12 protein-coding genes are annotated in these 14,272 nt (G+C 72.2%); 6 read left to right on the top strand and 6 right to left on the bottom strand.

Annotated features, from left to right (window positions below; genetic code table 11):
• Positions 1-504 precede the first annotated feature (504 nt).
• On the top strand, positions 505-1,440 hold the full coding sequence (locus FNH04_RS27230) for an alpha/beta fold hydrolase (protein WP_152788442.1): 936 nt from the start codon (positions 505-507) through the stop codon (positions 1,438-1,440).
• Positions 1,441-1,534: 94 nt separating this feature from the next.
• Here the strand turns inward: FNH04_RS27230 and FNH04_RS27225 are convergent, their stop codons facing one another.
• From FNH04_RS27225 to FNH04_RS27215, 3 genes are read right to left on the bottom strand one after another with little or no spacing between them, the layout of a single operon-like run.
• Positions 1,535-3,187: a transporter gene (locus FNH04_RS27225; protein WP_152788439.1), complete on the bottom strand. Its 1,653-nt coding sequence runs from the start codon at positions 3,185-3,187 to the stop codon at positions 1,535-1,537.
• Positions 3,184-3,972 carry an ABC transporter ATP-binding protein gene (locus FNH04_RS27220; RefSeq protein WP_152788438.1) on the bottom strand — a complete coding sequence of 263 codons (789 nt, stop codon included), beginning with the start codon at positions 3,970-3,972 and terminating at the stop codon, positions 3,184-3,186. Before FNH04_RS27220 ends, FNH04_RS27225 begins: the two co-directional genes overlap by 4 nt.
• Before the next feature lie 42 nt (positions 3,973-4,014).
• A complete protein-coding gene (locus tag FNH04_RS27215) occupies positions 4,015-4,683 on the bottom strand; it encodes a bifunctional DNA primase/polymerase (protein WP_322723983.1) in 669 nt (222 codons plus the stop codon).
• Between the two features lie 298 nt (positions 4,684-4,981).
• Between FNH04_RS27215 and FNH04_RS27210 the strand changes: the two genes are divergently transcribed.
• Positions 4,982-6,370, top strand: a complete 1,389-nt coding sequence (locus tag FNH04_RS27210) for a transcriptional regulator (RefSeq protein ID WP_152788436.1) — start codon at positions 4,982-4,984, stop codon at positions 6,368-6,370.
• 234 nt (positions 6,371-6,604) lie between these two features.
• Positions 6,605-8,350, top strand: coding sequence for a hypothetical protein (locus tag FNH04_RS27205; RefSeq protein ID WP_322723980.1), 1,746 nt, complete (start codon positions 6,605-6,607; stop codon positions 8,348-8,350).
• Positions 8,351-8,423: 73 nt separating this feature from the next.
• Here FNH04_RS27205 and FNH04_RS27200 read toward each other — a convergent pair whose 3' ends face one another.
• Positions 8,424-9,755 (bottom strand): ABC transporter substrate-binding protein, encoded by a 1,332-nt coding sequence (locus tag FNH04_RS27200; RefSeq protein ID WP_152788435.1) that lies wholly within the window; start codon positions 9,753-9,755, stop codon positions 8,424-8,426.
• Positions 9,756-9,872: 117 nt separating this feature from the next.
• Here FNH04_RS27200 and FNH04_RS27195 point away from each other — a divergent pair, with 117 nt between their 5' ends.
• Complete coding sequence (locus FNH04_RS27195) at positions 9,873-10,373, top strand: SCO4402 family protein (RefSeq protein ID WP_322723978.1); 501 nt, start codon at positions 9,873-9,875, stop codon at positions 10,371-10,373.
• Positions 10,374-10,476: 103 nt separating this feature from the next.
• The gene (purU, locus tag FNH04_RS27190; RefSeq protein ID WP_152788433.1) at positions 10,477-11,361 is read left to right on the top strand and encodes a formyltetrahydrofolate deformylase; all 885 of its coding nucleotides are present in this window, start codon (positions 10,477-10,479) and stop codon (positions 11,359-11,361) included.
• 53 nt (positions 11,362-11,414) lie between these two features.
• Here the strand turns inward: purU and FNH04_RS27185 are convergent, their stop codons facing one another.
• Both FNH04_RS27185 and FNH04_RS27180 read right to left on the bottom strand, forming a co-directional pair.
• Positions 11,415-12,590 (bottom strand): zf-HC2 domain-containing protein, encoded by a 1,176-nt coding sequence (locus tag FNH04_RS27185; RefSeq protein ID WP_322723982.1) that lies wholly within the window; start codon positions 12,588-12,590, stop codon positions 11,415-11,417.
• A gap of 236 nt (positions 12,591-12,826) precedes the next feature.
• Positions 12,827-13,408, bottom strand: coding sequence for a sigma-70 family RNA polymerase sigma factor (locus tag FNH04_RS27180; RefSeq protein WP_152788432.1), 582 nt, complete (start codon positions 13,406-13,408; stop codon positions 12,827-12,829).
• Positions 13,409-13,812: 404 nt separating this feature from the next.
• Here FNH04_RS27180 and FNH04_RS27175 point away from each other — a divergent pair, with 404 nt between their 5' ends.
• Complete coding sequence (locus FNH04_RS27175) at positions 13,813-14,238, top strand: STAS domain-containing protein (RefSeq protein ID WP_322723976.1); 426 nt, start codon at positions 13,813-13,815, stop codon at positions 14,236-14,238.
• Positions 14,239-14,272: the final 34 nt, after the last annotated feature.

The raw sequence follows: 14,272 nt of genomic DNA, 5'->3' as shown, positions 1-14,272 counted from the left end.
GGGCGGGGACGATGGGGTGCAGAGACGCGGAGGGCCCCGGCGCCGTGTGGCGCCGGGGCCTGTCCTCCCCTGTGCTGACCCGGAGCCCCGAGCTCTCAGGGTCATTCCCCTCGGACCGGTTTCCCCGAGCGGTCCGCCTCCCGCTGAAGATCTCCCCTGAGCGGCGGCGGGCAATCCTGGCCGGGGGTCACTCGAACGAGGGGTGTTGCCGCCAGAAACTGCGTTTTCGAATACGTTTTCGATAGCGTGGGCCCGTGGGGACCGTGAAAAGGGCGCGCACGGGAGGTGCGGAAGCGCTTCCGCGTGACGTGCGCCGGTCCGTGCGTACGTGACGTATCGAGCGGGAAGCACGCTGTAACAACCAGCGCCCCCTGTCACAGGCGGCGCGCGCAAGCGGGAACAGCAGGAGAAGCAGCAGAAGCAGCAGAACGACAGCGATAGGACAACCGGACCGGTCGGCTGGAAGCGGGAGCGAGCGGTCCGAGTGGAGCCTGGGGGGTGCCTATGGTGCGGCGTATCGATGTGACGGGTGCGGGCGGCGTACGTCTGGCTGCCTGGGAGTACGGGGATCCTCCCAAGGCCGATCCGCTCCGGGCGGATCCGCCCGGTACCGACCCCGAGCGGACGGACGCGAGCAAGGACGGGGATGCCGGGGCCGAGCGCACACCCGGCGTGCTGTTATTGCACGGGCTCATGGGTCGCGCCTCGCACTGGGCGCCCACCGTCCGCTGGCTCTCCGAGCGGCACCGCGCCGTCGCGCTCGACCAGCGCGGCCACGGCCAGAGCGGCAAGCCGCCCGAGTCGGAGTACACCCGTGACGCCTACGTCGACGACGCCGAGGCCGCCCTCGAACAACTCGGTCTCGCCCCGGCCGTCCTCATCGGCCACGCGATGGGCGCCCTGACCGCCTGGCAGCTCTCCGCCAAACGCCCGGACCTGGTCCGCGGGCTGATCATCTGCGACATGCGGGCCTCCGCCCTCGGTGCCGCCTCGCAGCGCGAGTGGGAGAACTGGTTCAGGGCCTGGCCCCTGCCGTTCGCCACCCTCGCCGACGTCCGCAAGTGGTTCGGCGAGGACGACCCCTGGGTGGAGCGCCCCAACCCGGCCCGCGGCGAGTTCTACGCCGAGGTCATGCACGAGTGCGCGGACGGCTGGCGGCCCGTCTTCGACCCCCGCCAGATGCTCAAGACCCGCGAGACATGGGTGTACGACGCGCACTGGGAGGAACTCGCCCAGGTCCAGTGCCCGGCCCTCGTCGTCCGCGGGCTTGACGGTGAGCTGGGCCGCGCCGAGTCCCAGGAGATGGTCCGAGTCCTGCCCCACGGTCAGTACGCGGAGGTCGCCGACGCCGGTCACCTCGTCCACTACGACCAGCCCGACGCGTGGCGCTCCGCGATCGAGCCGTTCCTGGACGAACTCGCCCCGCTCGGGGCGCGGTAAGAGCGCCGTTCCGCGGGGGTTGTCCGGCCGCCGGTTGTCCGTGGCTGGGCGCGCAGTTCCCCGCGCCCCTGACGCGCCGCTGACGGGGCGCGGTCTATCCCTTGCTGACCGCCGACAGGATCTCCGGCAGTCTCGCGGCCGTCCTCGGGGCCGCCAGCCGCAGGCCCAGCAGGGCGACCCCCGCCCCGTACGCGGCGCCCAGAGGCAGCAGGAGCCAGCTCCAGTCGTCGCCGTCCGCCGTCGCGTTGAGCCAGATGGTGAGCGCGATGACAGGGACGCACAGGAGGGCCGCCGCGATCATGCCGCCGAAGATCGAGATCCACGCGAGGCCCGCCTGCCCCGGGGCCACGTTCTTGTAGCCCTCCTGCGGGATGGAGTACGGGAAGCGGGCCGAGGACCAGGCGCCGGTGGCCAGCATCGCGCCGAGCAGCGCGAAGGACAGGCCCAGCACCTCGGGCAGCGCGGGCCAGTCGCCGAGCATCGCGGTCGTCAGCACCGTCACGAACGTCGCGTACGGAAGGGTGATCACCAGCAGGGCGAGGGCGCGCCCGCGCAGCTCCACAAACGCGTCCCGGGGCGACGAGATCGTCATCGCGACCATCCAGAACGCGGAGGTGTCCTGTCCGAACTGGTTGTACATCAGGACCCCGAGCATCCCCGCGGCGAAGCACGCGAAGTAGATCGAGCCGGTGCCCTGCAGGGCGTTGAAGACCGGGACGATCAGGCCGATGGCCAGCGATGTCACCCACGCCGCCTTGGTCTTCGGATCGCGCCACACGTACCGCAGGCTGCGCTCCATGATCGTTCCCGTACGGCCCGCGGGGAGGAACCGGCCAAGGCCCGCGGACCGTGTGCGGTCCCGCGAGCCCGCTGTGGCGGCCTGCAGCGTCGACCCGTCCGGTGAGGTCATCAGCCGTGTCAGATGGCGCGACCAGAGGGACAGCAGCCCCGCCAACGCGAGCCCGCTCAGCGCGAGTCGGGCCACCCCCACGCCGTACGAGCCCTCGCTCACCGCGTCCACCGCGCCGATCACCGACGCCGGCGGCACCCAGCCCAGCACCTCCGCGGCCGGATCGAGCTCACCCAGCCCCGCCGAACCCAGGCGCTGCGCCCCGAAGTTGACCATCTGGGCCCCGACGGCGATCACCAGACCGCTCAGCACGGCCAGATCCCGGCCCTTGCGGCTGGTCAGCAGCCGGATGTTGACGGCCGCCACGGCCCGGGCGAGGGCGACGCACACCAGCAGCCCGAGCGGTACGGCCACGACGGCGACGGCGTACGCGGCCGCCCCGTACGCCACCGCGATCACCGAGCCGACCAGCACGCACAGCGTGAACAGCGGCCCTATGCCCACCAGTGAGGCCACCAGCAGCGCGCGGACGAGCGGACGCGGGCGCAGCGGCAGCATCACCAGCCGGGTCGGGTCCAGGGTCTCGTCGCCGCTCGGGAAGAACAGCGGCATCACGGCCCAGCCGAGTGCCAGCACGGCCAGCAGCAGCACGGCCACGGACGCCGCGTGCGCGTTGCCCCGCAGCGCGATCAGGCCGACCAGCTGGAGCGCGGCGAAGACGAGCACGAGGGTGACGGAGGCGATATAGGCGGCCCGCCGCCTGGCCGACTGCCGCAGCCCGTTGCGCAGCAGCGACAGCTTCAGCCGTACGAAGACGGAGACGACCGGCACCCCGTCGGCCGAGACCCCGGCCGTTCCCGCGGCCGTACCCGGTGACGTGCCGGGGACCGCGCTCATCGCGCCCCTCCGCCCAGCCAGTCGAGATCCGAGCCGGTGTCCCGCCCGTGCGCACCGACCAGTTCGAGGAACGCCTGCTGGAGCGAGGGCGACTCGCCCCTCACCTCCGCGAGCGGGCCGTGCGCGCGGATACGGCCCGCCGCCATGACCGCCACCCAGTCGCACAGCGACTCGACGAGCTCCATGACGTGGGAGGAGAAGACGACGGTGGCGCCCGAGGCCGTGTACCGCTCCAGGACGCCCCGGATCGTCTGGGCCGACACCGGGTCGACGCCCTCGAACGGCTCGTCCAGGAACAGGACTTCGGGGTTGTGGAGGAGGGCCGAGGCGAGACCGATCTTCTTGCGCATGCCCGTCGAGTAGTCGACGACGAGCTTGTGCTGGGCGCCCGCGAGATCGAGGACGTCGAGGAGCTGGGTGGCGCGCTTGTCGACCTCGGAGCCGGGCAGACCGCGCAACCGGCCCGTGTACGCCAGCAGTTCACGCCCGGAGAGCCGCTCGAACAGGCGGAGCCCCTCGGGCAGTACGCCGATCCGTGCCTTGACCTCGACCGGGTCCCGCCACACGTCGTGCCCGACGACCTCGACGGTGCCCTGGTCCGGCCGGAGCAGTCCGGTGACCATCGACAGGGTGGTGGTCTTCCCGGCCCCGTTCGGCCCGACCAGCCCGATGAAGCGGCCCGCGGGCAGCTCCAGATCGATCCCCGCGACGGCGACCTGCTGCCCGAACCGCTTCCAGAGCCCTCGCACACGAACGGCGGCCGTACCCACTGCGCCCTCAGTCATGCGGTCACGATACGAGGGATGCGCCCGAACCCGCCCGGGGTGCTACCGACGTCCGTCCCGCCCGCACGCGTACGCCAACGGAGAAATGAGCTGCTCCGCATCCGGCAGCCACCGGTTCGCCGGCGTGGGCCGCCGGGCCCACTGCACGGCACCCCGGGACCCGTACCGAGTCGGCGGAGCCGCCACGTACTCGCCCTCACCGAGGGCCGTCAGGTCGAGGGACAGCGGCGACCAGCCCAGCTTCCGTACGAGATCGGCCACCTTCACCGAGGCACCGGGCAGCACGAAGAACTGCATGCGGTGGTCCGGGGTCCAGGTCACCGGACCGAGCGTGAGGTCCATGCGCTCCATACGGGCCAGCGCCAGCAACCCCGCGCTCTCGGGCACGTCGATCGCGTCGAACGTGCGTCCGGTCGGCAGCAGGATCGACGCGGTGGGGTGCTTGGACCACATCCGGCGTGCGACGGTCGCACTGCCCGTGGCCTGGGCCGCCCAGTCCTCACGGGCCGGGTGCGCGCCGGGGACGGCGCACGAGGGCTGGCCGCAGGAGCAGCGCTGCACCCCGTCGGTGGCTTCCAGCCATGTGCCGGGGCACACGTCCCAGTGGCGCTCTTCGGCGTAACGAACGGCGGCTTCAAGGAGCGATTCGCCGCGCTGCTTTGGAATTTGGGCAGCTTCAGGGCCCGCGATGGTCTCTTCCACGATGAGCACAACTCTAGCCGCCATGAGGGGTTACGGATGTCACATGCGCGGGGGAGGAGCATCGCTTCGGTGTCCGGGGCGCATGGGTGCACGGACGGGGGCGCGCAGGAAGGACGGCGACGGGGGCGGGGTAGCCACGTGTGGGGGACGGCAGCCGTCTTCACCCCGGCAATCCTCGCATGCCTCGCATTGTCGTCATGTCGGCGGGGCATTGATCTTCAAGGCCGGATCTTTTCGGTGGTCCGGCCACTGAGGACACGTCAACTCGGTGCGTGAGCAGGCACTGCCATGAAGCAGGGGGTACGCCATGGCCGCAAGGCCTCTCGTAGCCAGGCAGCCGAACGAACGGCTGCAGGCGCTCATCCAGGAAGCGGGCTGCTCCAACGCGGGGCTCGCCCGCCGGGTCAACATGTGCGGCGCGGAACACGGTCTGGATCTGCGCTACGACAAGACGTCCGTGGCGCGCTGGCTGCGGGGGCAACAGCCGCGTGGGCGGGCGCCCGCGATCATCGCCGAGGCGCTCGGCCGCAAGCTGGGCCGTACGGTCACGATCGACGAGATCGGCATGGCCAACGGCAAGAACCTCGCGTCGGGCGTCGGGCTGCAGTTCTCGCCGACCGTGCTGGGAGCCATCGAGCAGGTCTGCGAGTTGTGGCGCAGTGACGTGGGCCGCCGGGACTTCCTCTCGGGTTCGTCGGTCGCCGCGTCCGCGCTGGTCGAGCCGAGCCGCGACTGGCTGATCTCGGCCCCCGACTCCCAGGTGGCGCGGTCGGTGGGGCCACGGGTCGGGCAGTCCGACGTGGCCGCGGTGAAAGCGATGACCCAGGCCCTGGTGGACCTGGACCACCAGTACGGCAGCGGGCATGTGCGACCGGTCGTCGTGCACTACCTCAACAGCGTGGTCTCGGGGCTGCTGGCGGGCTCGTACCGGGAGGCGGCCGGGCGCGAACTGTTCGCGGCCGTCGCACGGTTGACCGAGCTCGCGGGCTACATGGCCGTCGACACCGGACAACCGGGCCTCGCCCAGCGCTACTACATCCAGGCGCTGCGGCTCGCACAGGCGGCCGGCGACCGCGGGTACGGCGGGTACGTACTGGCCGCGTCCATGAGCCATCTGGCGGCGCAGCTCGGAAACCCCAGGGAGATCGCGCAGTTGGCGCGGGCGGCACAGGAAGGAGCCCGGGGGCGGGTGACCCCGCGCGCGGAGGCCATGTTCCACGCCGCGGAGGCGCGGGGCCACGCACTGATGGGTGACGCGAGGGCGGCCCAACTGGCGGCCGGGCGGGCGGTCACGGCCCTGGAGGCGGCCGATCCGGCGTCGGGGGACGACCCGGTGTGGATCGCGCACTTCGACGAGGCGTATCTGGCCGACGAGTTGGCGCACTGCCACCGCGACCTCGGGCAGGCGGACGCGGCGGCACGGTACGCGCGGGAGTCCCTCGACGGGCACCCCGAGTCCCGTGCCCGGCGCCGTGCGATCGGCCTGGTCCTGCTGGCCACCGCGCAGGTGCAGCAGCGCGAGGTGGAACAGGCCTGCCACACGGCCTCGCAGGCGGTCGACCTGCTCAGCACGCTGCGGTCGAACCGCGGCGCCGAGTACCTGGACGACTTCCAGCAGCGGCTCGAACCCTTCCGTGACGAGCCGGTGGTACGGGAGTTCGGCGCGCGGATGGAGGTGCAGACCGTGGCCGCGTGAACGCGCGATGAACAGTTTGCCGATGTTGTGGATGTCGTCGAAGGAGGCTTCAGGGGGGCCTCAGAAGGCTTCAGGGGGACCGAATGCAGCGTCCGGCGGGCGGGATCCGTTACGCAGGGCGTCCAGGGGTACGGGTGACGCTCTGTGGTGCCCCTGTGCTGCGTGGCACGGGGTTGTGGAGACCCGGTAGCGTGAACCGACGATTCCGAAGGTCCCCCCATCGTAGGAGTCCCGGTGACGCAGAGCGGACAGGGCGAGGAGCCCTCGGCGCGGATACCGCGCGAAGGCATCGTGCTGCCCTCCGACGGCAGCGCACCCCTCCTCCCCGGCGACCAGCAGCCGACTCCGGCTCCCGGCCGTTCCTGGGACGAGCCCTGGGGCCCCGACCAGTCGGCGGCCCCCGCCCCGCCTCCGGCCCAGCCGTGGTCCGCGCCGGAACAGCCCCAGGCGGCGGCCCCGGCTCAGGAGTGGGGCGGCCAGGGATGGGGCACGCCGCAGCCGGAGTCGCACGCCCAGGCGCCTTCGTACCCTCAGCCCCAGCCGTACGACCACCAGCAGCCGCAGGTCCACGCGCAGCCGTACTTCCAGCCGCAGTACGACGCCCAACAGACCCATCAGCCGCAGCAGCCGCAGTCGTACCCGCAGGCCCAGCCGATGTCCGCCTCACTGCCGCCCGAGGGTGCCCAGCCGCCGTCGTACGGGGCTCCGGCGTACCCCGGATCCGAACAGGCGGCTCCCCTTCCGCAGGCGCAGCCCCTGCCCCCGCAGGCGGGAGTGCTCGACGTGCAGACGGAGGGCCTGCCCCAGCAGCAGCCGGGCCCGCCGGCGCCCGTCACGCCCGCCGCTCCCCTCGACGAGGGCGCCACGCAGTACATACCCCCGGTCGTCTCCCACCCCGGGGACGAGGGCGCCACGCAGTACATACCCCCCGTCGTCTCCCACCCCGGCGACGAGGCGGCCACGCAGTACCTGCCGCCGGTCGGCCCGGGCGCCCTTCCGCCCGAGGCGTCCGGCATACCCGGGGCGCCCTCCGACCAGACCCGGCGTCTGGGGCGTGTGCCGGGGACGGGCGCCGGCCCCATGCCCGCGGCCGCCGGGGCCCCGGTGAACCCCGACGCCGAGGCCACGCAGTACATCGCCCCCGTACCCCCGCAGCAGCCGGACGTCTTCGAGAGCCTCTTCCGGAGCGAGCCCGGTCGCGGTGAGGGGGCGTCGGCCACCCAGCAGCTGCCCCGCGTCCAGGACGGGTACGACCCCCAGTCCCCGTACGGGGCGACCTCGTACGGCACCGGTGGGCCCGGGGGACCCGGCGGGCGGGCTTCGACACGGCACGACGACGGCGGAGGGCGGGCCCGTACGGGCTCACGCGTCCGTCTGATCGCGGCCGTCGGCGTCGGTATCGCCGTGCTCGGCGTCGGCACGGGCGCCCTGTTGAGCAGCGGTGGCGGGGGCGACGACCAGCAGGACGACAGCAAGACGGTCGCGGCCGCCGCGTCCTCCCCCGCCGAGTCGCCGTCCGCCGACCCGGCCAAGGAACAGGCAGTCGAGCTGGACAAGCTCCTGGCGGACAGCGGTGACAGCCGTACCGCCGTGATCAACGCGGTGGCGGACATCCGGCGCTGCGACAACCTCGCCAAGGCCGCCACCGATCTGCGCAACGCCGCCAAGCAGCGCAACGACCTGGTCACGCGGCTGTCCGGGCTCTCCGTCGACAAGCTGCCCGACCACGCGGCGCTGACCACGGCGCTCACCGAGGCGTGGAAGGCCTCCGCCTCCGCGGACAACCACTACGCCGCCTGGGCCGACCAGACCGCCGGGAAGAGGGGCTGCCGGAAGGGCCAGGCCCGCACCACGGGGCAGACCGTGGCGGGCAACCGCGCCAGCACCACGGCGAGCGCCGAGAAGACCAAGGCCGCCAAGCTGTGGAACTCCATCGCGTCCACCTACGAACTGACCCAGCGCGGACCCACGCAGCTGTGACACCCACGCCGCTGTGACGCCCGCGCGGCCGTGATGAGGCCCGCGCGGGCGGTCAGAGGGCGCCCACCGGCGTCTAGAGGGCGCTCTCCAGGGTCTTCCGTACGCTCACGAACTCCTGCCGCGCGGCCACCAGCCGGCCCTCGCGTACGACCTGGAACGTGACGTTCACGTTGATCAGGCGCGGATAGCCGCCGACCGCGACGAGGTCGTCGTAGCGCCAGCTGAGGGGCGGTGTCAGCCCTCCCGTGGTGACCTTCAGCCCGTTGTTGAGGGTCTGGCGGACGGTGTGCGCGGACACCTCGCCGTCGCCCAGCTTCTCGACGACCGCCTTCAGCACGGTGTAGGCGATCCAGGTGGTCTGCACGCCCGGGTCCGCCGGGTCGACCCGGTTGTCGCCGAAGGCGTGCTCGCGGATCACCTTGTTCATGGTGTTCCAGCGCTTGTCGGACGCTTCCGGGTACCAGCCGGTGACGTACGAGCCCTCGTACGGCCCCGACTTCCCGCCGCTCGCGTCGATCAGCGACTGCTCGATGCTGCCGAGCACCGCGGCGGTGCGTACCGCGGGGTAGCCGTCGCGCTCGCGCCGGAAGGAGTCCATGAACGTGTCGGTGCGGTCCCCGAGCGACGGCACCACGCACCCCTTGCGCCCCGGGTCGGAGGTGGCCCGCCGCAGGGCGCGCTGGGTCTGGTCCTGGTACGAGGTCCCGTCCTCGGCGGCCAGCTCGTCCGCCGCGCCCGGGTGCTTCCCGGTGCGCAGCCCGGCGTCGAGGAGCACCGGCATCTCGTCGCCGACGATCGTGTCGGGGCGGACGAGGACGACGGGGCCGCAGGTCCTGGAGAGCTGTTCACCGAGGCCGGCCAGGAGCGCGGGCTGGCCGCCGTTGACCGGGTAGGACGTGGGACTGGTGAACTCGTCGTCGGTGACGCCGTAGCCGCCGATGTAGGGGATGCCCTCGGCCGCCAGCGGGGAGAGCGAGGCCCGGCCGTGCTGGCTGTAGGAGCCGACGACCGCGACGGCCTGCTCGTCGACCGCGCGCTGGGCGCACCTCGCGGCGGCCACGCTGTCGTTCCGTTCGTTGCAGGTGAGGACCTTGAGTTCACGGCCGTTGATACCGCCCCGGGAGTTGACCCAGCGGGCGTAGGCCTCGGCCATGCCCGGCATACCGGGCTCGTTGTTGGCGTCGGTCTTCTCGGGCGCCCACGTCATGACGACGACGGGGTCGTCCCCGGAACCCCCCGCGGTACCAGGCACGACCCCGCATCCGGCGACGAGCGACGCACACGCCGCCAGCGCCCCCGCCGACAGCGCCAGGGACCTCGCACGTGGGCGGGTCCTGCTCGCGGTGTCGCGGCCGGGCCGCGTGCTGACGGGGAGGGAGGGGCGTGTGCGTCGCGTGCCGGTCATGGACATGCACGATTGCGCCACAGCTCCAACCGCTGGGTTCCGACGAGCCAACGCAAGGTGACGCAGAGGTGAATTGCGGGGTGCGATGACCGCATTTTCGAGGGGAAAGTACGATCGGTGACCGTGCAGGACTCGGAGAACCCTTCCCGTCGCGGGCGTCACTCATCCACCATGGGCGTCATGCCACTGAACGACATGCCGTGGTGGCGCTGGCGCAGCAATGTGCGCTCCGCGCTGCACATGCTCTCCGACCCGGTGTTCCAGCGGGACGTCTGGCTGGCCGGGACCGAGGGGTACGGGGACGTCACCGACGCCGTGTACCGCCTGGTCGAGGACACCTGGCTGGACAACTGGTCCGCCGAGAAGTACGTGGGCACGATCTTCCGTGACGCGCAGGAAGCGGCCCTCGTGGACACCGCCGTGCTGCGCGTGCTGCGGATCATGCACCAGGTGGGTCCCGACGCGCCAGTCGCCGCGTACCTCGACCACCACGGGTGGCCGGAGGCGGTGCGGGCGACGCGTGACGCGCACGTACTGCTGGCGATGAACGACGGCGAGGACCCGGAGACGCCGCCGCGGACGCTGGAGGTGCTGCGGATCATGACGCGGTCGGCGTAGGCGCACGTCCGGCGGCCGTACGGTCCCGGGAGCGAGTCAGGGACAGGTCCGGGGAACGGGACGGCCGCCCGAGGGCGGCCGTGCGTGTGGGACCCTGTCGTGCATGAGCGAGCAGTCCACCCGAGCCGCGGCGTCGCCCGCCGACCAGTACGTCCTCATCCTCTCCTGCCCGGACAAGCAGGGGATCGTGCACGCCGTGTCGAGCTACCTCTTCATGACCGGCTGCAACATCGAGGACAGCCAGCAGTTCGGCGACCGCGACACGGGCCTGTTCTTCATGCGGGTCCACTTCTCGGCCGAGTCGCCGGTGACGGTGGAGAAGCTGCGGGCGAGCTTCGCGGCGATCGGTGACTCCTTCCAGATGGACTGGCAGATCCACCGGGCCGAGGAGAGGATGCGGGTCGTCCTCATGGTCAGCAAGTTCGGGCACTGCCTGAACGACCTGCTGTTCCGGGCCCGGATCGGGGCGCTGCCGGTCGACATCGCGGCCGTGGTGTCCAACCACACGGACTTCGCCGAACTGGTGGGGTCGTACGACATCCCCTTCCACCACATCCCGGTGACGAAGGACACGAAGTCGCAGGCCGAGGCGCGGCTGCTGGAGATCGTGCGCGAGGAGGGTGTGGAACTCGTCGTCCTCGCCCGCTATATGCAGGTCCTCTCCGACGACCTGTGCAAGCAGCTCAGCGGCCGGATCATCAACATCCACCACTCCTTCCTGCCGAGCTTCAAGGGCGCGAAGCCGTACCACCAGGCGCACGTACGCGGTGTGAAGCTGATCGGGGCCACCGCGCACTATGTCACCGCCGACCTCGACGAGGGCCCGATCATCGAGCAGGAGGTCGAGCGCGTCAGCCACGACGTCACCCCCGACCAGCTGGTCGCCATCGGCCGCGACGTCGAGTGCCAGGCCCTGGCCCGCGCGGTGAAGTGGCACGCGGAGCGGCGGATCCTGCTGAACGGGCGGCGGACGGTGGTCTTCGCGTAAGGGGGCGGGCCTCAGGGCCCGTCGGCCGGCGGCACGTCAGCCCGTCCGGCGACCTACATCCGGCTCAAGGACGCCGCCGCGAACAGCACGTCCCTGATCGCCTCCCGGTCACCGTCCTGGCCGACCGCGGCCTCCTCCGGGGACACGTGCCCCGCGGCCAGCCGACAGAACTCCACACCGTCGAGGGCGACATGGGCCACCGTGAGCTCGGCGGAGCCCACCGCGGCGGGGGAGTCGAGGGGGATGAACCACTCGCCGCCGCCGAGGCCCTCGATCTCCAGGCACAGGCTGCGGCCGGGCGAGCCCGCGGGCACGAGATGGCGGGCCTGCCGGGGCGGTGCCGCGAGCCCGGCGCGGCGGCGCCCGGCCAGGGCCGTGGGCAGCATACGGGCGCCCAGGTCGATCATGCGGTGCAGATGGCGCGGGGCGGGCGGTGGGTACGGGTAGTCCACCGCCTCCGCGATGTCCTCCGCGTGGATCCAGGTCTCGAAGGCGCGGTCCAGTAGCGCGTCGCGCAACGGCAGCTCGAAGTCGCCGTACGACACGGGCAGTTCCCCGGCGCCTCCGGTGAAGGAGACCATGCGGACCAGGCCGTGGCTCTGCTCGCGCCACGGTCCGCGTACGCCACGGGAGGGCGGGAACCGGGAGGCCCGCCAGTACGCCTCGGTGCGGGCCTCGGGGGTCGGCCGGTCCGCCGTCACCTCCAGCGGGTCGTCGAGACCGAGCGCCAGCGCGACGAGCGCGTCCACGGTCAGCAGATGGGCGATGACCCCCGCGACGGTCGTACGGCGGTCGACCGGGCCCTCGCCCCGGAACCAGCGCAGCAGCACCGGGGCGTGCCAGTCCGCCTCGCCGATGTCCTGGAGCAGCGCGTCGAGCCGGGCCGTCTCCGCGTCGTACGGGACCGCCCATTCCGGTACGGGGATCCGGGGCGCCCTGCGGTCGAGGCAGCCCTCCAGGACGCGGGTGCGCAGGGCCGGATCGAGGTCGAGGCTCTCCTCGGCGTGCAGCAGCCCGACGGCCTCGCGCAGCCGCAGCGCCTCGTCCGCGCAGGGGCCGCAGCCTCCCAGGTGCTCCTCCACGGCGGCGGTCTCCTCCGCCGAGCAGGCGGCCAGCGCCCACGCCCCGAGCAGCGCCTTGAGCACCCGGTGCTCCAACACCAGCGGTCCGGGCTTCATTTCGGGCAACGGCAGCCCGCCGTCCTCGACGGAGACCCGCGGCAGCGGTATCCGCGGCGGCGGAACGGGCCCTTCACCACCGCCGCTTCCAGAACCACCAGAACCACCCGGGCTGCTTGGACCGCCCGGACCGCCGAGGCTCCGCGGCCTGTCCGTGGCCTGGGTGCTCTCCCAGCCGTCCTGCGGACCGCCGGCCTCCGTCCCGCCGGTTCCGTCGCCCCCGTCGCCCCCGTCCGCGTCGCGTCGCTCGTACCTCCCGAACTCCTCGAACCGCTCTGCGCCCCCGCTCACACCGCACCCCCGTGTTCCGGCGGCACCCCGGAGGGGCCCGGGCCATGGGCGGTGGAGAGGAGCTGGAGGCCGAGACGGAGGCGGCGGCGGGCCTCGTCCTCGGTGATGCCGAGGTCGGTGGCGGTCTGGCGGTAGTCGCGGCGCTGGAAGTAGGCGCGTTCCAGGGCGGCGCGCAGCGGGGCGGGCATGGACTGGACGATGTAGTCGGCGCGGGCGGCCGCCGAGGCGCGGTGCACCTTGCGCTCCAGCTCCTCCACGCTGCCCCCGCCGCCCCGTGCCAGCGCCGCGGTCCCGGTGGCGCGCAGCCGCCGTACGGCGAGACGGTGCGTCAGCGTGGCCACCCAGGAGCGCAGGGGGCCCTCCTGGGGGTCGTACTCCTCGGGGTTCTCCCAGACATGGGTGAAGACATCGCGGGTGATGCCGTCCGCCGCCTGTTCGTCTTCGAGCACGCGATGGGCGAGACCGTGCACGAGCGAAGCGAACCGGTCGTACAGCTCGCCGAGCGCCGCAGCCTCGCCGCGCGCCAGCCGCTGCTGCATCCTGCGGTCCCAACGGGGCGGCGCGTCATTGGTCGCCATATGGCCCCTCACCCCTGCTCGTGCCCTGCGCCGTTCGCCGTTCTCGATGGTTCGGTCCAGCCTGCGTCCCGCGTTCTCTCGAATGTAGTCCGCAGATCCGGAAACGCACGCCCCTTTACGTCAATGTGCGCCCCCCGGAGGGCCGAGGGTGGTAAGGACCGTTAACCGGTCAACCTTCGCGGAGTATGCGCCATCACCCCGCCCGAAATCGATCAAGCCTGACTGTATTTGATCGTACGAGACCGATCCCGGTTGAAATGGCTCGTCTTGGCCCACGCTTTCAGCCAGGGCTCGGTGTTTCATGGAAGCGACGGTGGGGCAGCCGCGCAGAAGGAAGCGAAGGGGCGGCTTCCGTTTCCGGTACTGATCCGGGGAGTTCGAGGGATTTCCGGCGACTGAGAGGCGTGGCGGTGACGTTCAAGGTGACCGACGGCGAGCACGGCGGGTGGGCAGTGCTCCAAGTGTCGGGCGAGATGGATCTGGTGACGTCCCCGGTGCTGCGCCAACGCGTGCACGACGCCGTCGCGGACGGTCGCCGCAGTCTCGTCCTCGACCTCTCCGGCGTCGTCTTCTGCGACTCCAGCGGCGTCGGCGTCCTCATCGCCACCCGTCGCCTCATCCGCTCCTGCCGGGGCCGGTTGCGCCTGATCCTCCCGGTCGAGGGAGCCGACGGCGGCACCGACCGTACGGGCCGCGGACAGGGCGCGCACGTCAACCGCGTCCTCGGCGCCCTCGGTGTCCGCCGCCTCTTCGACGTCCACCCCGACGTGGAGTCGGCCGTGGACTCCGCCCCGGACGACGACGAGGAGGCCGGCCCACTGTCGGCATGAGCGTCAACTCCGAGCACGACCCGCGGGCAAGCAC

This window comes from Streptomyces phyllanthi, from assembly GCF_009377205.1.
GTDB classification, from domain to species: domain Bacteria; phylum Actinomycetota; class Actinomycetes; order Streptomycetales; family Streptomycetaceae; genus Streptomyces; species Streptomyces phyllanthi.
Note: the sequence above shows the minus strand (reverse complement) of the source record. Positions and strands in the feature narration are given on the sequence as shown.